At 66.2% G+C, this 25,013-nt stretch carries 21 protein-coding genes; 5 read left to right on the forward strand and 16 right to left on the reverse strand.

Going from position 1 to position 25,013, the window contains the following annotated elements:
• Positions 1 to 180 precede the first annotated feature (180 nt).
• From gltB to TO66_RS02225, 4 genes are all read left to right on the forward strand, one after another.
• Positions 181 to 4,626 carry a glutamate synthase large subunit gene (gltB, locus tag TO66_RS02210; protein WP_044460780.1) on the forward strand — a complete coding sequence of 1,482 codons (4,446 nt, stop codon included), beginning with the start codon at positions 181 to 183 and terminating at the stop codon, positions 4,624 to 4,626.
• Positions 4,627 to 4,659: 33 nt separating this feature from the next.
• Complete coding sequence (locus TO66_RS02215) at positions 4,660 to 6,078, forward strand: FAD-dependent oxidoreductase (RefSeq protein ID WP_044460781.1); 1,419 nt, start codon at positions 4,660 to 4,662, stop codon at positions 6,076 to 6,078.
• A 238-nt stretch (positions 6,079 to 6,316) separates the two neighbouring features.
• Positions 6,317 to 7,384 (forward strand): uroporphyrinogen decarboxylase, encoded by a 1,068-nt coding sequence (gene hemE / locus TO66_RS02220; RefSeq protein ID WP_044460782.1) that lies wholly within the window; start codon positions 6,317 to 6,319, stop codon positions 7,382 to 7,384.
• 161 nt (positions 7,385 to 7,545) lie between these two features.
• The gene (locus TO66_RS02225) at positions 7,546 to 7,893 is read left to right on the forward strand and encodes a YgiW/YdeI family stress tolerance OB fold protein (RefSeq protein ID WP_044460783.1); all 348 of its coding nucleotides are present in this window, start codon (positions 7,546 to 7,548) and stop codon (positions 7,891 to 7,893) included.
• Positions 7,894 to 7,982: 89 nt separating this feature from the next.
• On the opposite strand, the gene TO66_RS02230 is transcribed toward TO66_RS02225, so the two are convergent.
• A complete protein-coding gene (locus TO66_RS02230; RefSeq protein ID WP_409077177.1) occupies positions 7,983 to 9,191 on the reverse strand; it encodes an MFS transporter in 1,209 nt (402 codons plus the stop codon).
• Between the two features lie 180 nt (positions 9,192 to 9,371).
• Between TO66_RS02230 and TO66_RS02235 the strand changes: the two genes are divergently transcribed.
• On the forward strand, positions 9,372 to 10,265 hold the full coding sequence (locus TO66_RS02235) for a LysR family transcriptional regulator (protein ID WP_044460785.1): 894 nt from the start codon (positions 9,372 to 9,374) through the stop codon (positions 10,263 to 10,265).
• A gap of 316 nt (positions 10,266 to 10,581) precedes the next feature.
• Here TO66_RS02235 and TO66_RS02240 read toward each other — a convergent pair whose 3' ends face one another.
• The 15 genes from TO66_RS02240 to TO66_RS02310 form a co-directional block, all read right to left on the reverse strand.
• Positions 10,582 to 11,028: a hypothetical protein gene (locus tag TO66_RS02240; RefSeq protein WP_044460786.1), complete on the reverse strand. Its 447-nt coding sequence runs from the start codon at positions 11,026 to 11,028 to the stop codon at positions 10,582 to 10,584.
• 160 nt (positions 11,029 to 11,188) lie between these two features.
• Positions 11,189 to 12,418 carry a beta-ketoacyl-ACP synthase gene (locus tag TO66_RS02245; protein ID WP_044460787.1) on the reverse strand — a complete coding sequence of 410 codons (1,230 nt, stop codon included), beginning with the start codon at positions 12,416 to 12,418 and terminating at the stop codon, positions 11,189 to 11,191.
• Positions 12,418 to 13,146, reverse strand: a complete 729-nt coding sequence (gene fabG, locus TO66_RS02250) for a 3-oxoacyl-ACP reductase FabG (protein ID WP_044460788.1) — start codon at positions 13,144 to 13,146, stop codon at positions 12,418 to 12,420. Before fabG ends, TO66_RS02245 begins: the two co-directional genes overlap by 1 nt.
• Entirely contained in the window at positions 13,143 to 13,616 is a 474-nt protein-coding gene (locus TO66_RS02255; RefSeq protein ID WP_044460789.1) for a hotdog family protein, read from the reverse strand. The genes fabG and TO66_RS02255 overlap by 4 nt, the downstream gene beginning before the upstream one ends.
• Complete coding sequence (locus TO66_RS02260; protein WP_044460790.1) at positions 13,613 to 14,809, reverse strand: beta-ketoacyl-[acyl-carrier-protein] synthase family protein; 1,197 nt, start codon at positions 14,807 to 14,809, stop codon at positions 13,613 to 13,615. Before TO66_RS02260 ends, TO66_RS02255 begins: the two co-directional genes overlap by 4 nt.
• Entirely contained in the window at positions 14,806 to 15,291 is a 486-nt protein-coding gene (locus tag TO66_RS02265; RefSeq protein WP_044460791.1) for a DUF3261 domain-containing protein, read from the reverse strand. The genes TO66_RS02260 and TO66_RS02265 overlap by 4 nt, the downstream gene beginning before the upstream one ends.
• Complete coding sequence (locus TO66_RS02270) at positions 15,288 to 16,034, reverse strand: class I SAM-dependent methyltransferase (RefSeq protein WP_044460792.1); 747 nt, start codon at positions 16,032 to 16,034, stop codon at positions 15,288 to 15,290. The genes TO66_RS02265 and TO66_RS02270 overlap by 4 nt, the downstream gene beginning before the upstream one ends.
• Positions 16,031 to 17,278, reverse strand: coding sequence for an NAD(P)/FAD-dependent oxidoreductase (locus TO66_RS02275; protein ID WP_044460793.1), 1,248 nt, complete (start codon positions 17,276 to 17,278; stop codon positions 16,031 to 16,033). Before TO66_RS02275 ends, TO66_RS02270 begins: the two co-directional genes overlap by 4 nt.
• On the reverse strand, positions 17,265 to 18,440 hold the full coding sequence (locus TO66_RS02280; protein ID WP_044460794.1) for a hypothetical protein: 1,176 nt from the start codon (positions 18,438 to 18,440) through the stop codon (positions 17,265 to 17,267). The genes TO66_RS02275 and TO66_RS02280 overlap by 14 nt, the downstream gene beginning before the upstream one ends.
• A complete protein-coding gene (locus tag TO66_RS02285) occupies positions 18,437 to 20,770 on the reverse strand; it encodes an MMPL family transporter (protein WP_044460795.1) in 2,334 nt (777 codons plus the stop codon). The genes TO66_RS02280 and TO66_RS02285 overlap by 4 nt, the downstream gene beginning before the upstream one ends.
• A complete protein-coding gene (locus TO66_RS02290) occupies positions 20,754 to 21,374 on the reverse strand; it encodes an outer membrane lipoprotein carrier protein LolA (protein ID WP_044460796.1) in 621 nt (206 codons plus the stop codon). The genes TO66_RS02285 and TO66_RS02290 overlap by 17 nt, the downstream gene beginning before the upstream one ends.
• Entirely contained in the window at positions 21,371 to 21,796 is a 426-nt protein-coding gene (locus TO66_RS02295; protein ID WP_044460797.1) for a thioesterase family protein, read from the reverse strand. The genes TO66_RS02290 and TO66_RS02295 overlap by 4 nt, the downstream gene beginning before the upstream one ends.
• On the reverse strand, positions 21,789 to 23,333 hold the full coding sequence (hutH, locus tag TO66_RS02300; RefSeq protein WP_044460798.1) for a histidine ammonia-lyase: 1,545 nt from the start codon (positions 23,331 to 23,333) through the stop codon (positions 21,789 to 21,791). The genes TO66_RS02295 and hutH overlap by 8 nt, the downstream gene beginning before the upstream one ends.
• On the reverse strand, positions 23,314 to 24,270 hold the full coding sequence (locus TO66_RS02305; RefSeq protein ID WP_044460799.1) for a glycosyl transferase: 957 nt from the start codon (positions 24,268 to 24,270) through the stop codon (positions 23,314 to 23,316). Before TO66_RS02305 ends, hutH begins: the two co-directional genes overlap by 20 nt.
• The gene (locus TO66_RS02310) at positions 24,267 to 25,001 is read right to left on the reverse strand and encodes a glycosyltransferase family 2 protein (protein WP_044460800.1); all 735 of its coding nucleotides are present in this window, start codon (positions 24,999 to 25,001) and stop codon (positions 24,267 to 24,269) included. The genes TO66_RS02305 and TO66_RS02310 overlap by 4 nt, the downstream gene beginning before the upstream one ends.
• Positions 25,002 to 25,013: the final 12 nt, after the last annotated feature.

A 25,013-nucleotide genomic window follows, 5' to 3' on the forward strand; every position in this document is an offset into this window, starting at 1 on the left:
TTCATAAATGCGACACGGATTTGCGACATTTCGTCGTCAAATTTGTGGGCGTCTGTGTCGGTGTGTACAATGACCTCCCTTTTGCCCCCGCAAAGCTGGCGTACGTTCAGCGCGGAAGGCAAGTGGTTGAATTGAAAAGAAAATTGTCTCGATATGAGGCAGCCTGGTGAGAAAGTGTCTATGAAAGCAGGTCTGTACCAACCAGATGAATTCAAGGATAACTGCGGTTTCGGTTTGATAGCCCATATGCAGGGCGAACCCAGTCATACCCTTTTGCAAACGGCCATCGAGGCCCTGACCTGCATGACCCACCGCGGTGGGATCAACGCGGATGGCAAGACCGGCGACGGTTGCGGTCTGCTGATTCAAAAGCCTGATGCGTTCCTGCGAGCCATTGCCCAGGAAACCTTCAGCGTCGAACTGCCCAAGCAATACGCCGTGGGCATGGTCTTCTTCAACCAGGATCCGGCCAAGGCCGAAGCCGCTCGCGAGAACATGAACCGCGAGATCCTGGCCGAAGGCCTGCAACTGGTCGGCTGGCGCAAAGTACCGATCGATACCAGCGTCCTCGGCCGCCTGGCCCTCGAGCGCCTGCCGCAGATCGAGCAGGTGTATATCGGTGGCGAAGGCCTGAGCGATCAGGACATGGCGGTCAAGCTGTTCAGTGCCCGTCGTCGCTCGTCCGTGGCCAATGCCGCCGACACCGACCACTACATCTGCAGCTTTTCCCACAAGACCATCATCTATAAAGGCCTGATGATGCCGGCCGACCTGGCCGCCTTCTATCCGGACCTGGGTGATCCGCGCCTGCAAACCGCGATCTGCGTGTTCCACCAGCGCTTCTCCACCAACACCCTGCCGAAATGGCCGCTGGCGCAGCCGTTCCGCTTCCTCGCCCACAACGGCGAGATCAACACCATCACCGGTAACCGCAACTGGGCCCAGGCCCGGCGCACCAAGTTCACCAACGACCTGATGGACCTGGAAGAGCTCGGCCCGCTGGTCAACCGCGTGGGTTCCGACTCCTCGAGCATGGACAACATGCTGGAGCTGATGGTCACCGGCGGCATCGACCTGTTCCGTGGCGTGCGGATGATCATTCCGCCGGCCTGGCAGAACGTCGAGACCATGGACGCCGACCTGCGCGCGTTCTACGAATACAACTCCATGCACATGGAGCCGTGGGACGGCCCGGCAGGCGTGGTCATGACCGACGGCCGCTACGCCGTCTGCCTGCTCGACCGCAACGGCCTGCGCCCGGCGCGCTGGGTCACCACCAAGAACGGCTTCATCACCCTGGCTTCAGAAATCGGCGTCTGGAACTACCAGCCTGAAGACGTGATCGCCAAGGGTCGTGTCGGCCCGGGCCAGATCTTCGCCGTGGACACCGAGACCGGGCAGATCCTCGATACCGACGCCATCGACAACCGCCTGAAGTCCCGGCATCCGTACAAGCAATGGCTGCGCAAGAACGCCCTGCGCATCCAGGCGACCATGGAAGACAACGACCACGGTTCGGCGTTCTACGATGTCGACCAGCTCAAGCAGTACATGAAGATGTACCAGGTCACCTTCGAGGAGCGCGACCAGGTGCTGCGTCCCCTGGGTGAGCAGGGCTACGAAGCGGTCGGCTCCATGGGCGACGACACGCCGATGGCCGTGCTCTCCCAGCGCGTGCGCACGCCGTACGACTATTTCCGCCAGCAGTTCGCCCAGGTCACCAACCCGCCGATCGACCCGCTGCGCGAAGCCATCGTCATGTCCCTGGAGATCTGCCTCGGCGCCGAGCGCAACATCTTCCAGGAATCCCCCGAGCACGCTTCCCGGGTGATCCTCAGCTCGCCGGTGATCTCGCCGGCCAAGTGGCGCTCGCTGACCAACCTCGACCGTCCGGGCTTCGCGCGTCAGGTCATCGACCTGAACTACGAAGAGAGCGTCGGCCTGGAAGCGGCGATCCGCAACGTGGCCGACCAGGCCGAAGAAGCCGTGCGCGCCGGGCGTACCCAGATCGTCCTGAGCGACCGCCATATCGCCCCGGGCAAGCTGCCGATCCACGCCTCCCTGGCCACTGGCGCGGTGCACCACCGCCTGGTGGAAAAGGGCCTGCGTTGCGACTCCAACATCCTGGTGGAAACCGCCACCGCGCGCGATCCGCACCACTTCGCGGTGCTGATCGGCTTCGGTGCCTCGGCGGTCTATCCGTTCCTGGCCTATGAAGTGCTGGGCGACCTGATCCGTACCGGTGAAGTGCTGGGCGACCTCTACGAGGTGTTCAAGAACTACCGCAAGGGCATCACCAAAGGCCTGTTGAAGATCCTGTCGAAGATGGGGATCTCGACCATCGCCTCGTACCGCGGCGCGCAGTTGTTCGAAGCCATCGGGCTGTCCGAAGAGGTGTGCGACCTGAGCTTCCGTGGCGTGCCGAGCCGCATCAAGGGTGCGCGTTTCGTCGATATCGAAGCCGAGCAGAAAGCCCTGGCCGCCGAAGCCTGGAGCCCGCGCAAGCCGATCCAGCAAGGCGGCCTGCTGAAGTTCGTCCACGGTGGCGAATACCACGCCTACAACCCGGACGTGGTCAACACCCTGCAAGCCGCCGTGCAGCAGGGCGACTACGCCAAGTTCAAGGAATACACCGCGCTGGTGGACAACCGTCCGGTGTCGATGATCCGCGACCTGTTCCAGGTGAAGACCCTCGACACGCCGCTGGACATCAGCGAAGTCGAGCCGCTGGAATCGATCCTCAAGCGCTTCGATTCTGCGGGTATCTCCCTGGGCGCCTTGTCGCCGGAAGCCCACGAAGCCCTGGCCGAAGCGATGAACCGCCTGGGTGCGCGTTCCAACTCCGGCGAAGGCGGTGAAGACCCGGCGCGCTACGGCACCATCAAGAGCTCGAAGATCAAGCAGGTGGCCACCGGCCGTTTCGGCGTGACCCCGGAATACCTGGTCAATGCCGAAGTGCTGCAGATCAAGGTGGCCCAGGGCGCCAAGCCCGGCGAAGGCGGCCAGCTGCCGGGCGGCAAGGTCAACGGCCTGATCGCCAAGCTGCGCTATGCGGTGCCGGGCGTGACCCTGATTTCGCCACCGCCGCACCACGACATCTATTCCATCGAAGACTTGTCGCAGCTGATTTTCGACCTCAAGCAGGTCAACCCGCAGGCGTTGGTCTCGGTGAAGCTGGTGGCGGAAGCCGGTGTCGGCACCATCGCCGCTGGCGTGGCCAAGGCCTACGCCGACCTGATCACCATCTCCGGCTACGATGGCGGCACCGGCGCTTCGCCGCTGACCTCGATCAAGTACGCCGGGGCGCCGTGGGAACTGGGCCTGGCGGAAACCCACCAGACCCTGCGCGGCAACGACCTGCGCGGCAAGGTCCGGGTGCAGACCGACGGCGGCCTGAAAACCGGTCTCGACGTGATCAAGGCGGCGATCCTCGGCGCCGAAAGCTTCGGCTTCGGCACCGCGCCGATGATCGCCCTGGGCTGCAAATACCTGCGCATCTGCCACCTGAACAACTGCGCCACCGGCGTGGCGACGCAGAACGAGAAGCTGCGCAAGGATCACTACATCGGCACCGTCGACATGGTGGTGAACTTCTTCACCTACGTCGCCGAGGAAACCCGTGAGTGGCTGGCCAAGCTCGGCGTGCGTTCGCTGGAAGAGCTGATCGGCCGTACCGACCTGCTGCAAGTCCTCGAAGGCCAGACCGCCAAGCAGCATCACCTGGACCTGACCCCGCTGCTGGGCAGCGAGCATGTCCCGGCGGACAAGCCGCAGTTCTGCCAGGTGGATCGCAACCCGCCGTTCGACCAGGGCCTGCTGGCCGAGAAAATGGTCGCCATGGCCAAGCCTGCGATCAACGACCTCAGCGGCGCCGAGTTCGCGCTCGATATCTGCAACTGCGACCGCTCCATCGGTGCGCGGATCTCCGGCGAGATCGCCAAGGTCCACGGCAACCAGGGCATGGCCAAGGCGCCGATCACCTTCCGCTTCAAGGGCACCGCGGGCCAGAGCTTCGGCGTGTGGAACGCCGGTGGCCTGAACCTCTACCTGGAAGGCGACGCCAACGACTACGTGGGCAAGGGCATGACCGGCGGCAAGCTGGTGATCGTTCCGCCCAAGGGCAGCGCCTACAAGACTCAGGACAGCGCGATTATCGGCAACACCTGCCTGTACGGCGCCACGGGCGGCAAGCTGTTCGCCGCCGGCACCGCGGGCGAGCGTTTCGCCGTGCGCAACTCCGGTGCCCACACCGTGGTGGAAGGCACGGGCGATCACTGCTGCGAATACATGACCGGTGGTTTCGTCTGCGTGCTGGGCAAGACCGGTTACAACTTCGGCTCAGGCATGACCGGCGGTTTCGCCTACGTGCTCGACCAGGACAACACCTTCGTTGACCGGGTCAACCACGAGCTGGTGGAAATCCAGCGGATCAGCGGCGAAGCGATGGAAGCCTATCGCAGCCACCTGCAGCGCGTGCTGGACGAATACGTCGAGGAAACCGGTAGCGAGTGGGGCCGTAACCTGGCCGAGAACCTCGATGACTACCTGCGTCGTTTCTGGTTGGTCAAGCCGAAGGCTGCCAGCTTGAAATCGTTGCTTTCCAGCACCCGTGCCAACCCGCAGTGATATGCGCCTGAAGAGTTTGATGAGGTTTTGATAATGGCTGAACGTCTGAATAATGACTTCCAGTTCATCGAGGTCGGGCGCAAGGATCCGAAGAAGAAACTGTTGCGTCAGCGCAAGAAAGAGTTCGTGGAAATCTACGAACCCTTCAAACCCCAGCAGTCGGCCGACCAGGCCCACCGCTGCCTGGGTTGCGGTAACCCGTACTGCGAATGGAAGTGCCCGGTGCACAACTTCATTCCCAACTGGCTCAAGCTGGTGGCCGAGGGCAATATCCTCGCCGCCGCCGAGCTGTCGCACCAGACCAACACCCTGCCGGAAGTCTGCGGCCGGGTCTGCCCGCAGGACCGCCTGTGCGAAGGGGCCTGCACCCTTAACGACGGCTTCGGCGCGGTGACCATCGGTTCGGTGGAGAAGTACATCACCGATACCGCCTTCGCCATGGGCTGGCGCCCGGACATGTCCAAGGTCAAGCCGACCGGCAAGCGTGTCGCGGTGATCGGCGCGGGTCCGGCGGGCCTGGGCTGCGCCGACGTGCTGGTACGTGGCGGCGTGACCCCGGTGGTGTTCGACAAGAACCCGGAAATCGGTGGCCTGCTGACCTTCGGCATTCCCGAGTTCAAGCTGGAAAAGACCGTGCTGAGCAATCGTCGCGAAGTCTTCAGCGGCATGGGCATCGAGTTCCGCCTCAACACCGAGGTGGGCAAGGACGTGACCATGGAACAGCTGCTCGAAGAATTCGATGCGGTATTCATGGGCATGGGTACCTACACCTACATGAAGGGCGGCTTCGCCGGCGAGGACCTGCCGGGCGTGCACGACGCGCTGGACTTCCTGATCGCCAACGTCAACCGCAACCTGGGCTTCGAAAAGTCGCCGGAAGATTTCGTCGACATGAAGGGCAAGAAGGTCGTGGTCCTGGGTGGCGGCGACACGGCGATGGACTGCAATCGCACCTCGATTCGCCAGGGCGCCAAGGCGGTGACCTGTGCCTATCGGCGTGACGAAGCGAACATGCCGGGCTCGCGCAAAGAGGTGAAGAATGCCAAGGAAGAAGGCGTGAAGTTCCTCTACAACCGCCAGCCGATCGCCATCGTCGGCGAAGACAAGGTCGAAGGCGTGAAGGTGGTCGAGACCCGTCTCGGCGAGCCGGATGCCCGCGGCCGTCGCAGCCCCGAGCCGATCCCGGGTTCCGAGGAGATCATCCCGGCCGACGCCGTGGTCATCGCCTTCGGTTTCCGTCCGAGCCCGGCGCCGTGGTTCGAGCAGTTCGGCATCCAGACCGACAGCCAGGGCCGTGTCGTGGCCCCGGAGCAGGGCCAGTACAAGCACCAGACCAGCAACCCGAAAATCTTCGCCGGTGGCGACATGGTGCGCGGTTCCGACCTGGTGGTGACGGCGATCTTCGAAGGCCGTAACGCCGCCGAAGGCATCCTCGACTACCTGGGCGTCTGATTCTTTCCGCCTGTGTAGGAGCGAAGCTTGCTCGCGATAGCGTGGTGTCAGCCAGCATCGATGTTGGCTGACACACCTTGATCGCGAGCGAGCTTCGCTCCTACAGGTCCGCTGTAGCCCTTGCAATACGTGGGTTGTGGCGCGACAAATCGCCCCTATAGATAAAAGGCACGGCTCTCGCCGTGCCTTTTGCGTCGCGCTCTGAGAAAATGCCCCCACTTTTTTTCCGGATGCCGACATGACTGCCCTGAAGAACGACCGTTTCCTTCGTGCCCTGCTCAAGCAACCCGTAGACGTCACCCCGGTGTGGATGATGCGTCAGGCTGGGCGCTACCTGCCTGAATACCGCGCCAGCCGCGCCAACGCCGGTGATTTCATGAGCCTGTGCATGAACCCGGAGTTCGCCTGCGAAGTCACCCTGCAACCGCTGGACCGTTATCCACAGCTGGACGCGGCCATCCTCTTCTCCGACATCCTGACCATCCCCGACGCCATGGGCCAGGGCCTGTACTTCGAGACCGGCGAAGGCCCGCGTTTCAAGAAGGTCGTCAGCACCCTGGCCGACATCGAGGCCCTGCCGATTCCCGATCCGCACAAGGACCTGGGCTACGTGATGGATGCGGTCAGCACCATCCGCCGTGAACTCAACGGCCGCGTGCCGCTGATCGGCTTCTCCGGCAGCCCCTGGACCCTGGCCACCTACATGGTCGAAGGCGGCTCGTCGAAAGACTTCCGCAAGACCAAGGCGATGCTCTACGACAACCCGCAGGCCATGCACCTGCTGCTGGACAAGCTGGCGCAGTCGGTCATCAGCTACCTCAACGGCCAGATCCAGGCCGGCGCGCAAGCGGTACAGATCTTCGACACCTGGGGCGGCAACCTGTCGGCGGCGGCCTACCAGGAGTTCTCCCTGGCCTACATGCGCAAGATCGTCAGCGGCCTGATCCGCGAACATGAAGGGCGCAAGGTGCCGGTGATCCTGTTCACCAAGAACGGCGGCCTGTGGCTGGAAAGCATCGCCGACGCCGGGGCCGACGCCCTGGGCCTGGACTGGACCTGCGACCTCGGCGAAGCGCGCCAGCGGGTCGGTGGCAAGGTGGCCCTGCAAGGCAACATGGACCCGACCGTGCTCTACGCCAAGCCGGAAGCGATCCGCGCCGAAGTCGGGCGCATCCTCGCCAGCTACGGCAAGGGTAGCGGCCATGTGTTCAACCTCGGCCACGGCATCACCCCCGAAGTCGACCCGGAACACGCCGGCGCCTTCCTGCGCGCGGTGCACGAACTGTCGGCGCAGTATCACCAGTGATCGCGCAGCGATAACCGGGCCCGGCTTTTTGCCGGGCCTTTTTTTGCCTATGAAAAGCTGTCTATGAAAAGCAGCCTGCGAAAAGCTGTCCGGCAGATTAAGTTTGAATTCAGCCTGCCTGGGTACTCTGGCGCCCTCGAAACCCACATTGGATCACTGCCATGAAAGCCCGTTACTTCGTTCTGTTGCTCGCTCCGCTGTTCAGCACCGCCGCTCTGGCGGTCGGTTACACCGGCCCCGGCGCCCAGGCCGTCACCACTGTCTCGGCGGCCAACGATGCCGCGGACGACACCCCGGTGGTGCTGGTGGGCCATGTGACCAAGAAGCTGAACAACGACGACAAGTACGAATTCAAGGATGCCAGCGGCACCATCACCGTCGAGATCGATGACGAGGACCTGCCGCCGGTGGCGTTCAACGAGAAGACCCAGGTCCGGCTGACCGGTGAGGTGGAGCGGGGGCTGATGAAGCGTGAGGTCGACGTCGATCTGGTGGAGATCGTCAAGTAAGCCCATCGACCCCCGAGCCATCGTCCAGGCCGGCGATCGGCCCCCGCCTTGGAGTGCGGGGGCAGGTCGCCGGCCTGTTCGCATGACGACTATGGAGTGCCCAGCGGCGCCAGCCTGGCCAGCTTCAACGCCACCAGCAGCGCCACCACCAGCAGCGCGCCGATGAACAGGCCGATGCCATTCCACCCGGCCATGTGCCAGAACACCCCGCCCGCCGTGCCGGCGATACTCGAGCCGGCGTAGTAGCTGAACAGGTACAGCGACGAGGCCTGGCCCTTGGCCTTGGTGGCGCGGCGCCCGATCCAGCTGCTGGCCACCGAATGGGCGGCGAAGAAGCCGAAGGTGAAGACCAGCATGCCGACGATCACCACCAACAACGGTGTGAAGAGGGTCAGGGCGAGGCCGGCGAGCATCAGCACGATGGTGGCCCAGAGCATCTTGCGCCGCCCGAGCCGGTCGGCCAGGGCGCCGATCTTCGCCGAGCTGTAGATCCCCGACAGGTACACCACCGACAGCAGGCCGACGAACGCCTGGTCCATGTGATACGGCGCGGCCAGCAGGCGATAGCCGATGTAGTTGAACAGCGTCACGAACGCGCCCATCAGCACGAAGGCCTCGACGAACAGCAGCGGCAGGCCGGCATCGCGAAAGTGCATGAGGAAGCCGTCCAGCAGGCTGCGCGGGTGCAGCGAGCGGGCGCGGAAGTTGCGCGACTCCGGAAGGATTTTCCAGAACACCGCCGCGGCGATCAGCGCCAGCCCACCTATCACCAGCATTGCCGTGTGCCAGCTGACGAAATCGATCAGCACGCCGGTGATCAGGCGTCCGCTCATGCCGCCAATGGCGTTGCCGCCGATGTACAGGCCCATGGCCAGGCCGATGTGCCGAGGGTGAATCTCTTCGCTCAGGTAGGTCATCGCCACCGCTGCCAGGCCGCTCAGGGACAGCCCCACCAGCGCGCGCATCAACAGTACGCCGTGCCAGGTCGGCATCAGGGCGCTGGCGATGGTGCACAGCGCGGCGGCGAACAGCGCGGTGACCATCACCGGCTTGCGGCCGATACGGTCGGAAACCGGCCCGGTGACCAGCATGCCGATGGCCAGCAGGCCGGTGGCCACGGACAGGATCAGGCTGCTCTGGGCCGCATTGATGGAAAACTCCCGGGACAACAGCGGCATCATCGGTTGCACGCAGTAGAGCAGGGCGAAGGTGGCGAAACCGCTGGAGAACAGCGCCAGCACCGTGCGCATGAACAGCGGCGTGCCTTTCTCGATGTAGATCTCGCGCAGTGGCGCGATCGCCTCGTCGCGGGCAGTAGGGGGAAGTTCGTGGGCGAGTGGAGCGACAGCGGTTTTCACGGGGGGCCTCGGGGGGAGCGCAGCCGGTCAGGCAATGAAAAAAGCATATAGCTGGCTAATGTTTCTTTCCAATATATTGTTCGACCTGATTAAGAGCTTTTACGACCTAATGAGGCGTTCATGGAATTGCGTCACTTGCGGTATTTCATTGCCGTGGCCGAAGAGCTGCATTTCGGCCGCGCCGCCCAGGCCCTGGGCATTTCCCAGCCACCCTTGAGCCAGCAGATCCAGGTGCTGGAACAGGAGGTGGGCGCGCGCCTGTTCGAGCGTACCAATCGTCGGGTCGAGCTCAGCGAAGCGGGGCGGCTGTTCCTGGATGAGGCGCGGCAGGTGCTGGCCCAGGTCGACAAGGCCGCGGATGTCGCCCGTCGGGCGCAACGGGGGGAGCTGGGCGAATTGAAGATCGGCTTCACCTCGTCGGCGCCGTTCAACTCGAGCATTCCTCAGGCGATCTTCGCCTTTCGCCAGCGTTTTCCCGAGGTGCGCCTGAAGCTGCGGGAGATGAGCAGTACCCAGGTGGCCGAGGCGCTGCTGGACGAGTCGATCCAGGTCGGGATCATGCGGCCGTTGCCGCTGCCGGATTCGCTGAGCGTGGTGGAATTGCTGCGCGAGCCGCTGGTGGCGGTGCTCGGCTCCAAGCACCCGCTGGTGGCGGGCAGCGAAGCCGGGTTGCAGCTGGCGACTCTGGCCCACGAACCGTTCGTGTTTTTCCCGCGCAGCTACGGCAGCGGGCTGTATGCACAGCTGCTGACCCTGGCCCGCGATGTCGGTTTCACCCCGCATTTCGCCCAGGAGGCGGGCGAGGCCATGACCATCATCGGCCTGGTGGCGGCGGGGCTCGGCATTTCGGTGTTGCCGGCGTCTTACCAGCGCATGCGCATCGACGGCGTGGTCTATCGGCCGTTGCTCGATCCCGAGGCCGTCTCGGCGGTCTGGCTGGCGCAACGCACCGACCAGCGCTCGCCGATGGCCAGGGCCTTCGTCGAGCTGCTGACCCGCAAGGCGGAGTTGTGACGGCTCAGCCGAACTTCTTGCAGGTGATAACTGTGCTGGGTTGGCCTGATCCTGCGAGTGTAGCTGGTGCAGATGGACGCAAGGCTTTGGGAATCTGAAGGGGGCGTTTTTCGAGACTGGGCAATGGGCCACGGTTGCCTGGGGGCAGGCTTCGAGCGAGACTGCCGCGTACCCGAAAGGGACTTGCGAGACTCTGAGGATCCTGGGCAACCAGCCATCGCAGAGCCAGACAGGCATAGCGCAATGACAAGCCAGCCTGTTTGTGAAAGGGCGCCGAAAGGCGCCCTTTGTCGTTTCCGCCGGATGGAAAAGGCGCTTATTGCACCTTCGCCAGATCGCCGCGCAGCGCGACGCCGGCGATGATCGCGCCGGCGTGGCATTCGTAGGTTTTCGGGTCCTTGCGTTCGTTGCTCTTGTAGAAGCTGGCGATGTCGGTCACCGCGTTGGCGCCGACTTTTTTGGCGGCCTGGTGCAGGGTGATCAGAGCCGATTGCAGGACCCATTCGCAGGCGGCTTCGTCGCTCTTGTTGAAGGCGTTGGTCTTCTTGTTGGTGACCGCACCCGGGCTGAGCACGGTGACCGTGCCGGCTGGCTTGTTGCCCGCCAGGTAGAACTTCACGCTGCCGTCGATCTTGCCGCTGGCGATGGCTTCGGCGACCACCTTGTCGAACGGCAGGTAGAGGGCGGTATCGCGGGCCTGGCTGAGACCGGGCAGGGTGCAGAACAACAGGGTGGCGGCGGTGGCCAGGATCTTCAAGCGCATGGTCGTCTCCTTGACGTGAAAAAGGGGGGGTAGGCGGGCACTCACTCAGGTGCGGCCAGCGCCTGGGCCGAGTCGGACAGCGGTTGCGCGGTGCGCTCGTTCTGCTGGTCCTTGAGCTTGCGCAGCACGCAAGCCATTGCATTTTTTTCCGGGGATAACGTCATTGAGGCCAGCGGCGGAAGATCAGCGAGGTGTTGACGCCGCCGAAGGCAAAGTTGTTGTTCATCACATAGTCGCAGCTCAACGGCCGGAACTCGCCGCACAGATAATCCAGCTCGCCGCAACGCGGGTCCACCGCGTCGAGGTTGAGAGTGTGCGCGTAGAGGTCGCGGTTGAGCATCTCGATGCTGAACCAGGATTCCAGCGCGCCGCAGGCCCCCAGGGTGTGGCCGAGGAAGCTCTTCTGCGAACTGATGGGCATCCGGCTGCCGAACAGGCTGCTGGTGGCCAGTGTTTCGGCAATGTCGCCCTGCTCGGTCGCGGTGCCGTGGCCATTGACGTAGCCGATGGCCGAGGGCGCGAGGCCGGCGTCTTCCAGGGCCAGTTCCATGGCGCGGCGCATGGTGGCCTGCTCCGGGCGCGTGGTGTGCTGGCCGTCGGCATTGCTGCCGAAGCCGACGATCTCGGCATGGATGTGCGCGCCGCGGGCCAGGGCATGCTCCAGCTCTTCAAGCACCAGCATGCCGCTGCCTTCGCCGATCACCAGGCCGTCGCGGCCTGAGTCGTAAGGCCGGGGGCTGGTGTGCGGGGCATCGTTTTTCAGGCTGGTGGCGTAGAGCGCGTCGAACACCATGGCCTCGGTCGGGCACAGCTCTTCGGCACCGCCGGCGAGCATCAGCGGCAGGCGCCCGAACTTGATCGCCTCGTAGGCGTAGCCGATGCCCTGGCTGCCGCTGGTGCAGGCGCTGGAAGTGGGGATCAGGCGCCCGGTGAGGCCGAAGAAAATGCTGATATTGGCGGCGGTGGTGTGCGGCATCATGCGCACGTAGGAGTTGGCGTTGAGCCCCTCGGCCACCGAGTTCAGCAGCATGTTGCCGAACGCCTTGATCTCGTCGGTGCTGCCGGTGGACGAGCCGCAGGCCACGCCCATGCGTCCGTCCCTGATCGACTCGTCGCCGAGCAGGCCGGCATCGGCCAGGGCCTGCTCGGCGGCGCCCACGGCGAGCCGCGACACCCGGCCCATGCTGCGCAGTTGCTTGCGGGTCCAGTGGCCCGGCACCTTGAAATCGTCGACGGGGCCGGCCAGGCGGGTGTTGAGTTCGCTGAAGCGATCCCACTCGTCCATCCGACGGATGCCGCTGCGGTTGGCGCTGAAGTTGGCGGCGATGGTGGCCCAGTCGCTGCCCAGCGAAGTGATGCCGGCCATGCCGGTGACAACCACGCGTTTCATCAGCACAGGCCTCCGTTGACCGCCAGCACCTGGCGAGTGATGTAGCCGGCCTCGGCGGACATCAGGAAGTTCACCGCGCTGGCGACTTCTTCCGGGGTGCCCATGCGCTGGGCCGGGATCATCTTCAGCAGCTCTTCCACCGGCACGTTGTCGTCGAGCATCGCCGTGTCGATCAGGCCCGGGGCCACGCAGTTGACGGTGATCCTGCGTTTGCCCAGCTCGATGGCCAGGGCTTTGGCGGCGCCGATCAGGCCGGCCTTGGAAGCGCTGTAGTTGACCTGCCCGCGGTTGCCGATCAGCCCGGAGACGGAGGTGATGCAGACGATGCGCCCGGCGGCACGGCGGCGGATCATCGGCAGCATCAGCGGGTGCAGCACGTTGTAGAAACCGTCGAGGTTGGTGCGCAGCACGCTGTCCCAGTCGTCCTCGCCCAGGGCCGGGAAGGCGCCGTCGCGGGTCAGGCCGGCGTTGAGCACCACGCCGTAGTAGGCGCCATGGGCTTCCACGTCGGCTTCGAGAATGGCCTTGCAGCTGGCGCGGTCGGCCACGTCGAATTGCAGGATGCGCGCCTGGCGTCCCAGCGCCTGTATCTCGGCCTGCACGGCCTCGGCCTCGCGGCGGCCGCTGCGGCAATGCAGGATCAGGTCGTGGCCGGCCTGGGCCAGACGCAGGGCAATGGCGCGGCCGATACCACGGCTGGAGCCGGTGACCAGTACGGATTCAGTCATGGCTGGATTCCTGTTGATGAAGCGGGGGATTCGTTCAGGTAGCTGTCCGCCTGGGGCGGGCAGAACACATTGAGGCGGGCGACGGCATGGATGCCGGGAGCGTCCAGGTGGCACTCGAACACGCCCATGCCGTTGTCGTCCTGCAGGGAGCGCAGGGCGTGGATGTGCAGTTCGCTGCCGGCCGGGAAGTGTTCCACATTGCATTCGAACTTGCGCGTGCCGAGCAGGAACCCCAGCGCCACGGGCCGGCCTTGGCTGCGGGCATGGCAGCCGGCGTAGGCGGCGACGCTCTGGGCCATCAGTTCGAGGCCGACCCAGGCCGGCAGGCTGCCGTCGGCGCGGTTGAACAGGCCGCCGGGGCGGACGGTGAGGCTGGTACGGATCTGTTCTTCGTCGAACGCCAGGACCCGGTCGATCAGGATCATGTCGCCCGCGTGGGGCAGCAGCTCGGCGAGGGGCCAGTCAATCATGGGGCGTCTCCGATAATCAGGCTGACGTTGTTGCCGCCGAAGGCGAAGGAGTTGCTCATCAGGCAGCGCGGCGCGTCCGGCGCCAGGCGCGTGGCCTGGGTGACCCAGCGCAGCGCTGGCAATTGTGGATCGGCCTGGGCGTCCCAGACGTGGGGCGGCAGGGCGTGTCCGGTATTGGCGGCGCTCAGGCTCAGCCAGCAGAACGCCGCTTCCAGCGCGCCGGCGGCGCCCAGGGTGTGGCCGCTCAGGGGTTTGGTCGACGAGCAAGGCACGCCGCCCGGGAACAGTTGCTCGACCGCCAGGCTTTCCATGGCGTCGTTGTGCGGGGTCGCCGTACCGTGCAGGTTCAGGTAGGCGATCTGCCCGGCGTCCAGGCCGGCGCTGTGCAGGGCCTTTTGCATGGCTTGCAGGGCGCCGCGTCCGCTGGGCTCGGGTGCGGAAATATGGTGGGCGTCGGAGCTGGCGCCGCCGCCGAGCAAGGCGATCGGCCGGGCGTCGAGGGCTTCCCGGGTCATCAGGAACAGCACGGCGGCTTCGCCGATATTGATGCCGTCGCGGTTCACCGAGAACGGGTTGCAGCGTTGCGCGGACACCGCTTCGAGCGCCGAGAAACCGTTGAGGGTCAGCTTGCACAGGCTGTCGACGCCGCCGCACAGCACTGCGTCGCACAGGCCCAGGTCGAGCAGGCGGCGGGCGCTCATCAGGGCGCGGGCGCTGGAGGTGCAAGCGGTGGAAATCACATAGGCCGGGCCACTGAGACCGAGCCAGTCGGCAAGGAAGTTCGCTGGCGCGCCCAGTTCCTGCTGCCGATAGTCGTAGTCGGCCGGGAAGCGCTGGTCGCGCAGGTAATGGGCGATGCCGCGGCTGGCCTCGTCGATGCCCGAGGTGCTGGTGCCGAGGACGACCCCGATGCGGGCAGGGCCATGGCGGGCGATCGCCCGGTCGATGTCGGCACGGATCTGCAGGGCCGCTTCCAGCAGCAACTGGTTGTTGCGGCTGCTCTGCTGCGCCAGGGCCGCGGGGAGGCTTGCCAGGGGGCCCCGGACGGCGGCCACGGGCACGCTGCGCCCGGGAATCCAGCCGCTTTCGGTGCGCATGCCGGAGCAGTCGCCGGCAAACAGGCTGCGGGCCACTTGCTGCTTGTCGCGCCCCAGGGCGCAGATCACCCCGAGGGCATTCAGGTAGGCCGTCATGAGGCGTTCTCGGCGGGCAACGGGCTGATGTGGTAGCGCAGGTCCAGGGGCAGCTCCAGGCGGAAATCCAGGGCCTGGCGATAGTGGACCCGCCAGCGCGGGTCGAGCTCACGCAGGGCGTCCTGTTGCCGGGCGGCCGGATAGTTGGCGCGCAGTTCGCCTGCCGGGGTCAGGGCAAACAGCAGCGCGGCGAACAGCTCGCGGGCCTCAGGGTTCGGCGGCAGCAGGCCATCGGCCTGCCAGTGGCCGTCGCGCAGTTGCTGGCGCGCCAGGGGAATGCCCAGCGGGTCGATCAGCGACCAGCGGATGCCCGGCCCTTCGGCCTGGATCACCAGCAGCCAGTCCTGGCGCTGCCCGGCCTGCTGCCGTTCGACGTGCAGCTGCAACGGCAGGGCCAGGCTCGGGGTTTTCTCGGGCAGCGGCGCTTGGCTGGCGCAGGCGCTCAGCAACAGCAGGCAACCGACGAGCAGGGCACGGATCATCCGGCGGCACCTTCGTGCAGGGGTTTGCGGGCGACCACATTGACCAGGGTTTCTTCCCGTTGGCCAACGGGTTTCGGGCGGCGCAGGCCGAAGCGTTCGAGCAGCCCGAAATCCTTGGCACGGCTCCACCACAGATAGGGATAAGACAAGTTTCGCGGGCTGAATTCAAAGCCCTGTCGTCGGATCATTTCCAGGTACTGCGCCGCGCTTTTCTGCACGTGCATCGGGTGGCGGAACAGCCAGCGGATCACCCAGGTGTCGATGTAGGCCTCGGTGGATTCGGCGAACAACAGGTAACCGCCCGGCTTGAGCACCCGATAGAACTCGGCCAGGGCTTTTTCCTGCTCCACCAGGTGGTGGAAGGTCTGGTGGCAGAACAGCAGGTCGATGCTGGCATCGGCGATGTCCAGGGTCGCGCAGTCGCTGCCGATCAGTTCGACCTTCAATCCCTGGCGCGCGGCTTCCTCGGCGCTGAGTTCGAGGCTGTACGGGTCGGCGTCCAGGCCGATCAGGCGCTGCGGGGCGAATACCCGGTCCAGGTACTGGAACGACTTGCCCTGGCCGCAGCCGGCATCCAGCAGCACCGGGTTGGCCGGGGGCGCCTGGTCGAACAGGCTGCGCAGGTCATCGATCGCTACCCGCAGCACATGGTGCTGCCAGGTATGGCTGCGCAGGAACCAGAAGCCGAAGCGGGTTTCCTCGACGTAGCTGGCGCTCAGGTAGTGGGGCCGGGCGTCGTTCATGGGGCCTCCACGGCGCAGATTTCCGACAGCATGCGCAGTCGCCGCTTGGGTTCGCTGACAAACGGGTTGCGCTCGTCCCAGGCATAGCCGGCGAGGATCGAGCTGATCATCCGGCGGATTTCCGGCGAGCTGCCCGGGTGGTAGATCACGTCCTGGAAAGTGCCGGCGTACCAGCCCTCGACGTAGCAGCGGAAGGTGTCGACGCCACGCTTGAGGGGCACGGCGAACTCGTTCTGCCAATCGACGCGTTCGCCCAACAATTGCCGGTGCAGCACGGCGGCGGCCATGCTCGCCGAGCGCATGGCGATGGTCACCCCGGAAGAGAACACCGGGTCGAGGAATTCCGCGGCATTGCCCAGCAGCGCGAAGCCCGGGCCGTGCAGGGTCTTGACGTTGGCCGAGTAGCCGCCGATGGTCCGGGCCGGGGTGTCCCAGACCGCGTTCCGCAGCACGGCGGCCAGGCTCGGGGTTTGCTCGATGAAACCGCGCAGGCACTGGTCGAGGTCGTCGTCACGGCCATCGAAGTGTTCCTTGGCCGCGACCACGCCGATCGAGCAGCGGCCGTTGCTGAACGGGATGGTCCAGAACCAGATATCGCGCTGCTCCGGGTGGGTGGTGATGAGGATCTTCTCGCGCTCGAAGCCCGGGCTGTCGATATGGTCCTCGACGTGGGTGAACACCGCCTGGCGCACCGGGAAGTTCGAGGGCGCTTCCAGGTCCAGCAGGCGCGGCAGCACCCGGCCGTAGCCGCTGGCGTCGAGGACGAAAGCGGCTTCCACGCGGTACTCGCTGCCGTCTTCGCGCAGGATCTGCAATTGCGGCCTGGGCAGGTCGAAGTCGGCGCTGACCAGGGCTTCGCCATAACGTATCTCGACGCCCTGGAGGGCCGCCTGGTCGGCCAGCAACTGGTCGAAGTCGGCGCGTTGCACCTGGAAGGTGGTGGGCTTGCCGCCGCTGAAGGTGTCGCCGAAGTCGAAGGCGCTGTAACGCTCGCCCCAGGCGAAGGCGGCGCCGTTCTTCAACTGGAAGCCGGCGGCGTTGACCGCGTCGAGCATGCCGGCTTCCTCGACGAAATCCAGGCAATGGGACAGCAGGCTTTCGCCGATCGAAAACCGCGGGAAGTGCTGGCGTTCGACGATCAGCACGTCGTGGCCCTTGTTCTTGAGCAGCGCCGCGGCGATGGCTCCCGACGGGCCGGCGCCAATCACCACGATCTCGCGGCGTTCCATTTCAACTGTTGGCATTGGGGCTCCTTGCCGGTTCGGCGATGTTCAGGTTCAAAGGGTCCAACGGGGTCCGGTGCAGCCCGGCCAGGGCCGGCATCAGGGTGGCGAGCAGGCCCATGATCATCAGCGCGAAATACAGCGCCGGGCTGATCAGTTGCTGTTGCAGCAGCAGGTTGAGAAAGACGATCTCGCTCAACCCGCGAATGTTCAGCAGCAGGCTTTCCCGCCAGCGGCTGGCGCCGGCGAAGGAAGCGCCGGCCCAGCCCAGGCCGAGCCAGTTGCCGAGCAACTTGCTGGCGATCGGCAACAGCAGCAATGCCCCCCATTGCACCCAGCCGAGGCTGTCCAGGGCGCTGTGCGCATCGATCTGCACGATGCCGAACGTGAGGATCAGCGGAATGGCGATCCAGGTCTGCAAACGGCTCATCCAGGCTGCCTGTAACGGCAGCACCAGCGGCACCTTGAGCGCCGCCATGCACAGCAGGTAGGCGATGCCGAAAATCAGCGCGTTGAGCTTGTAGTGCTCGGCCACCACCAGCAGGCCGAAGAAGCCCAGGCTGTACGGCAGGGGCTGGCGCAGGCCGAGGCCGCGCAGGAGCAGCGGCAGACAGGCGCCGGCCAATGGCAGCAGCAGGCTGCCCAGGTGCAGGCTGCCCTGGGCGATGCCGAACAGGGTCCAGCAGCCGAGGTCGATGAGGATCGCGGCCTGCACCAGGCGCCGGGTGGCCGGCGGCGGGTAGCCGATGTGCCGCAGGTACAGGTAGAGCACCGGAATCGCGGTGATGGCGAACAGCAGGCCGACCGCCAGGGAGCTCAGCCAGGATTGCGCCGGCAGGAGCCAGGCCGCGGTGGCCAGGCCGCAGGCGAAAGGCACGGCGAAGCTCGGCAGGGCGATCTTCAGGCTCTGGCGGTCCAGGCGCAGGTCGATCACGTCACTGAGGATGTGCCCCAGCAGCAGGGCGAAACTCAGGCCGTAGAGGCTCTTCAGCCAGCCGGGCGCAACCAGCTGCGCGCCGCTGAGCTGCCAGTGCGGTTCGATCCACAGCAGCATCAGCAACGGCAGGCCGAAGGTCGCCAGCAGCAATTGGCTGACGATCGGGATCAGGCCGAAACGGCTGCCGATACGGGTGGCGACGGCGAACAGCAGCAGCGCCATGAGCCAGAACAGGAGCGTCATCACGGCGCGGCCTGCGGGGCAGGGTGGCGTTGCTGCCCGGCCCAGGGGGCCAGGAGGAAGCTGAAGGCCAGCCCCAGGCTCACCGACAGGCCGAAGTTGCTGATCGCCGGGGTGCTGGAGAGGGCCAGCAGGCCGAACGAAAGCCAGGTGGTCAGGGCCGCCAGCAGGGTGCCCAGCAGGCTGACGGCGGCCCCGCCGATCTGTTCGCGCATGAGGATGGCGTAGTCGACGCTGATCGCGGTCACCAGCAGCAGGCCGAACAGGCTGAACAGGGTCAGTGGCTGCCCCAGCCAGCCCAGGCTGGCGAGGCTGCACAGCGCCGCCAGCAGCGGCAGGGCGACGATGCGCAGGGCGCCAGCGAGGCCGAACGGCAGGATCAGCAGCAAGACGATCAGCACGCAGGAAGCGAGCTTGAGTTCGGCGGCGCTGACCTGGGTGGCGGCGAACACCTGATTCAGCTGCCCCAGGCGATCCACCAGCTGTACGCCTTCCAGGCCCTGGGCCTGTACCTGCAGCAAGGCCGCATCGTTCAGGCCCTGCAGGCTGACCATGGCCGCCACGCCGTTATCGACGGGGCCCAGCCACAGGGGGCGGTAAGGCTCGGCCAACGGGCCTTGCAGGGCGGTGTCGAGGTCTTCATCGGGCAGTGCCCGCAGTTGCGCGAGTTCCGCCTCCAGGGCCGTTGCCGGCACGCCGAGATCCAGCAGCGGCTGCCAGTGCCGCGGCAGCTCATCCAGGGCCTGGCGCAGGCGCTGTTGCTCGGCAGGCCGACTCACCAGTTGGTTGAGCGACAGGTAGCCCTGGAGCTTTTCCAGGCTGACCAGTTGCTCCAGGCGTGCGCTCAGGGCGCCGAGGCGTTCGAGCAGTTGTGGCTGGTCGGCGGCGCGCACCAGGAAGAACTGGCTGGTGGGCTGGTAGCCGGTGATCCGCGCGATGGCCTGGGCTTCGCTCTGCAATGACGGCGGTGCGCCGACCCACTGGCGAATGTCGTTCTTGCTGTCGAGCTGCCACAGACCTGCGGCGCAGAAGGCGATCAGCAGCGCCAGCAGCCAGGCGTCGGGCACGCGCGCGCGCAGTCGCGCACGCAGGCCCAGCAGCCATCCGCTGATGCGCAGCGGCCATTGCGCCGGTTGCAGTTCGACGCCCTTGAGCAGTGCCGGCAACAGGCACACGGCGCTCAAGTAGGCGCCGAGCAGGCCGGCGGCGGAAAACACGGCGATCTGGGTCAGGGCCGGGAACGGCGTCCAGGCCAGGGCCAGGTAGCCGATGCAACTGGTGGCCAGGCTCAGCGTCAGGCCCGGCAGGGTCAGGCGCAGCGCCGGCCAACTGTGCCAGGGCCGCAGGCTCCAGCTCTTGGACAGATAGTGCAGCGGGTAGTCGACGGCGACGCCGATCAGGCTCGACCCCAGCACCAACGTCATCACGTGCATATGGCCGAAGAAGGCGACGCAGGCCACTGCGCCGAACAGCATGCCCACCAGCACCGGCACGAAGGCCAGCAACACCCGCCAGCGCCGGAAGGCCAGCAACAGCAGCAGGAGGATACCGAGGGTGGCGCCGCCGCCGACCCAGGTGATTTCACGGCTGGCCTGCTGCTGGCCGTTGGCGGCGTAGAGCAGGCCGCTGGCCGCCAGCAGCTGGACGTCGGCCCCGGCGGCCTGGTCGCGGCTGTGCTGCAGCAGCGCCGCCACGTGCAGCGGCAACTGCATGTCGAAGGCGTCGCCGGTGGTGCGTGCCCGCAGCAGCACCCAGCTCTTGCCGTCGGCGTCGGCGATCAGCGCGCCGCTGCCGATGTCCAGTTGCACCGCGCCGCGTTGTGGCTGGCTGTTCTGGATGCGCCCGGTCAGGCCCAGCCAGTCGTCCTGGCTCGGCACCAGGCTGAAACCGCCGAAGGGGTCGAACAGCGCCTGCACGCGCTGCTGGATAAACACCTCGGGATGCTCGATCAGCTGCTGGCGGTCGGCGCCGGAGAGCATCGCCAGGCGGCCTTGCAGCAATTGCCGGCGTAGCGCCGGCAGGTCGGCCTGCAGGTTCCACTGGACCTTCTCGAACAGCCCGCTGGCCTGCCATTGCTCGGCCAGTTGCCGGGCCATGGCGATGGCCTGCTGGCGCTCGGCATGGCCCACCAGTACCAGGATTTCGCGGTTCAGCGGCTCCTGCATGCGCTGTTCGGCCTTGAGCTCCAGGGCATCGGGGGCAGTGCCGGGCACCAGTTCCATGAGGTTGGCCGACAGCGGCGCGCCGTGGCGCCATTGCCAGCCGGCCAGGGCCAGCACGGCGACCAGCAGGAGCAGGAACAGGCGCGGCCACCCGCGTTCACTCGGCAAAATCATGTTGCTCCGCGGCGCTCAAGGGTTGGCTGGCGGTGCTGTCGTGCATTCGCAGCAGGGTGCTGTCGCCCTGGGTTTCCAGCAGCTCGATGCGCTGCACCAGTTCGCCGCCGTCGATGTCGATCCGCTTGAACACTTGCTTGAGCAGCAGCGAACGCGGGGTCAGGGTCAGCTTCCAGCGCGTGGCGTCCCCGCTCAGGGCCAGCTCGAAGTCGCGTTGCAGGCCGCTGCTGTCGCCTTGCAGCACGGCGAGGAACAGTCGGTTCTGCTCGGCCCCGGCGCTCTTGTTGGGCAGCATCTGCCAGCCGTTGGCGTCGCGTCGGGCGATGCCGCTGCCGGTGATGCGGTAGTCCTGTTGCAGCGGGGTTTTCAGCAGCCACAGCAGGCCATGGTTTTTCGCCAGGACAAAGTCACCCTGGCTGGTCAGTGGCTGGGGCAGGGCGCGCAGGTGTTTTTCCTGGACGAAACGGCCGTGGATCACCTCGGGCCTGGCCAACTGCTCGCTCAGCTGTTGCAGGTCGAAGGCATTGGCCAGCGAGCTGAAGCCGAGCGCCAATAACAGGCTCCATGCCCAACGGAAGATATTTCGGTTGCAGGTCGGATTCATGCCAGCACCTTGGCGACGGCATCGGTGAACACCTTGGGCGAGGCCAGTTGCATCTCGCGGCTGGCGATTTCCACGGCGACCTGCACCGAGCTGGCGCGGGTCAGGCGTTCGCCGGTTTCCAGATCGCTGATCAGGTAGTTGATCTTCAGGCGGTTCTCCCACTCCACCAGGCTGGCGCGGACGTTGAGCTTCTGCCCGAACACCGCGCCGCGCACATAGCGCAGTTGCAGGTCGATCACCGGCCAGGCGTAGCCGGACGCGAGCATCTGGTTGTAGTTGTGGCCGAGCTTGTCCAGCAGGGCGCAGCGCGCCACTTCCAGGTACTTCACGTAGTGCCCGTGCCAGACCACCTGCATGGTGTCGACGTCGAAAAACGGCACCTGGATCTCGGTGTCCGCGTGCAGCACGCCCGGGCTACGCATGCAGCCTCCAATGTTGTTCGGCGATACGTTGCAGGCACAGGCGCAGTTCGCCTTCCAGGGCGCGGTCCTCGATCACCGGCGGGAAGTCCCCGGCCAGCGCTTCATGCATGGCCGCCAGGGCCGGTGGCAGCGGCCGTGCCGGCGCGACCTGGCCGCGCAGCCAGACCCCCTGGTTGGCGGCCAGCAGGGTCGCGGCGGCCACCTGTTCGGTCAGCTCCAGCACGCGGATCGCATCGCGGGCGGCGATGGTGCCCATGCTCACCTTGTCCTGGTTGTGGCATTCGGTGGAGCGCGAGAACACGCTGGCCGGCAGGGTGTTTTTCAGGGCCTCGGCGGTCCAGGCGCTGGCACCGATCTGCACCGCCTTGAAGCCGTGGTTGAGCATGGCGCGCTCCACCGGCGCACCGGACAGGTTGCTCGGCAGGCCGTGGTTGTAGCGCTCGTCCACCAGCAGCGCGAGCTGGCGGTCGAGCAGGTCGGCGACGTTGGCCACCAGATTCTTCAGGCTGTCCATGGCGAAGGCGATATGCCCGCCGTAGAAGTGCCCGCCGTGCAGCACGCGCTCGGCTTCGGCATCGATGATCGGGTTGTCGTTGGCGCTGTTCAGCTCGGTTTCGATAAAGCCGCGCAGCCAGCCCAGGCTGTCGGCCAGCACGCCCAGCACATGGGGCGCACAGCGCAGCGAGTAGCGGTCCTGCAGGCGGTGCAGCGGCGCGGTGGGGGCGTCGATGGCCAGGTCCTGGCGCAACCAGGCCGCGACCTGCATCTGCCCCGGGTGCGGCTTGGCGGCGAACAGGCGCTCGTCGAAATGCTCCGGGTTGCCTTGCAAGGCGACCACGTTCAGCGCGGTGATCCGCGTGGCCAGGCGCAGCAGGTAGTCGGCGCGGGCGAAGGCCAGGCAGGCCAGACCGGTCATCACCGCGGTGCCGTTCATCAGCGCCAGGGCCTCCTTCGGCCGCAGCACCAGCGGTTCCCAGCCCAGCTCGCGATGCACCTCGGCGGAGCTTCGGCGCTCGCCGCGGAACATCACTTCGCGCTCGCCGGACAGGGTCGCGGCCACATAGGACAGCGGCGTGAGGTCGCCGCTGGCGCCCACCGAGCCCTCTTCGGGGATCAGCGGCAGGATGTCGTGTTCGAGGAAGGCCTGCAGGCGCTCCAGCAGTTCCACGCGCACCCCGGACACGCCATGGCACAGCGACTGCAAGCGTGCCGCCAGCACCGCGCGGGTGGCCTGCGCGTCCAGCAGCTTGCCCAGGCCGCAGCCGTGGAAGGTGTACAGGTGACGCGGCAGCGCCTCGACGTGCGCAAGCGGCACCGCGACCACGCAGGAGTCGCCGTAGCCGGTGGTCACGCCGTAGATCACGCCTTCCTTGTCCAGCAGCGAATCGAGGAATTGCGCGCCCTTGGCGATGCGCTGGCGGAACGCGCGGTCGTCCTGCAGGCGGGCGGGTGCCTGACGGTTGGCCAGGGCCAGCACGTCCTCGATGCGCAGGGGGAGTTCGCCGAAGGTTACCGGCTCAAGCGGATGCATCGTCATCGGTCTTCCAGAAAGGGTAAAAGTTGAACCACTGTTGCGGCGCTTCGAGGCAGTACTGGCCCAGGCGCTCGGCGTAACGGCCGGCCCACAGGGCGATCACCTGCTCGCGGTCGCTGCGCTTCCAGGCCACGGCCTCGGCGAAGGGTTCGAGGATCACTCGATAGCGGCCGTCGCGCTTGAGGCACAGCAGCAGGTTGACCGGGCACTTCAGCAGGCCCGCCAGCAGCCACGGCCCCTGGGGAAAGGGCGCGGGGTGGCCGAGAAAGTCCACCTCCACGCTGCGCCCGCCATGCAGCGGCACGCGGTCGCCGGCGATCGCCAGCCATTCGCCGCGCTCCAGGCGCTGGCTCAGTTGCAGCATGATCGCCGGGTCCAGCTCGCTGACCTGGATCAGCCGCAGATTGCTGGCCCCGGCCTCGCCCAGCAGGCGGTTGAAGCGTTCGGCGTGGCGGGTGTGCACCAGCACGTTCATGGTGACCTTTTCGCCCAGCTCGGCCAGGGCCCGGCAGACTTCGAGATTGCCCAGGTGCGCGCCCACCAGCATCTGGCCACGGGCGCCGCGCAGCTGGTCGCGCAGCAGGGCCGGGTCGACGATCTCGATCTGTTCCAGGCGCAGCTTGCCGTTCCACACGTCGAGCTTGTCCAGCAGGGCGTCGGCGAAGGCCATGAACTGGCCGAACACCCGCCAGTGGCTGGGGCGCAGCTCGGCCCTGGCGCTCCATTGCGCCAGGCGCCGCTGGTACAGCCAGGCACTGTGGCGCGCACGGCGGCCGAACAGGAAAAAGTAAAAGACGATGACGTACAGCACCGGGCTCAGCAGCCGGCGCCCGAGCACGCGCACGCCGAAGGCGGTGAGTTTCATCAGCCAGAAGCTGCCGCGCTCTTCGTGCTCGGCCCAGTGTTTTGTGTCTGGCTGTTTGTCCTGGAGCGCCGTCATGCCTGCCACCGTCGCCAGAGGATCAGCGGCGCGCGCAGCAGCATGCCGAAGAACAGCCGGGTGTGCATGCTGGAAATCAGCGCGTTGTCATGGAACAGGCGAAAGTGCGACAGGCCGTCCTGGGGGTAATGCACCCGGGTCGGCAGCCAGCGCATCGGCTGGTTGCGCCAGGCCAGGCGCACGAGGATTTCCGGGTCGAAGTCCATGCGCTTGCCCAGGTGCACCGAGTCGATCAGGGCCAGGGTCGGCGGCAGCGGATAGACCCGAAAGCCGCACATGGAATCGGGAATCTGCAACGACAGGCTGTTGATCCACACCCAGACGTGGGTCAGGTAGCGCGCATACAGGCGGCCCTTGGGCACGCTGGCGTCGTACTGTGGATAACCGCAGATCAGCGCGTCGGGATGGGTCCGGGAATGCTCGATGAAGGTTTCGACGTCGCGCAGGTCGTGCTGGCCGTCGGCATCCACTTGCAGGGCATGGCTGAAGCCCCGGCGCGAGGCTTCGCGCAGCCCGGCCATGACCGCGCCGCCCTTGCCCTGGTTGACCGCGAGCTTGACCAGGAACACCTGTTCGCGCCCGGCCAGTTGTTCCAGCACGGCGGCGCAGGCCGGGCTGCTGGCGTCGTCCACCAGGACGCAGGGCAGGCCGCTGGCAAGCAGGGCGTCGACCACCGCGGGCACGGCGGTTTCATGGTTGTAGACCGGGATCACGGCGCAGGGCTTATGCATGGGCGCTGACCT

Origin of the sequence: Pseudomonas sp. MRSN 12121, from assembly GCF_000931465.1 — a bacterium.
Lineage (GTDB): Bacteria > Pseudomonadota > Gammaproteobacteria > Pseudomonadales > Pseudomonadaceae > Aquipseudomonas.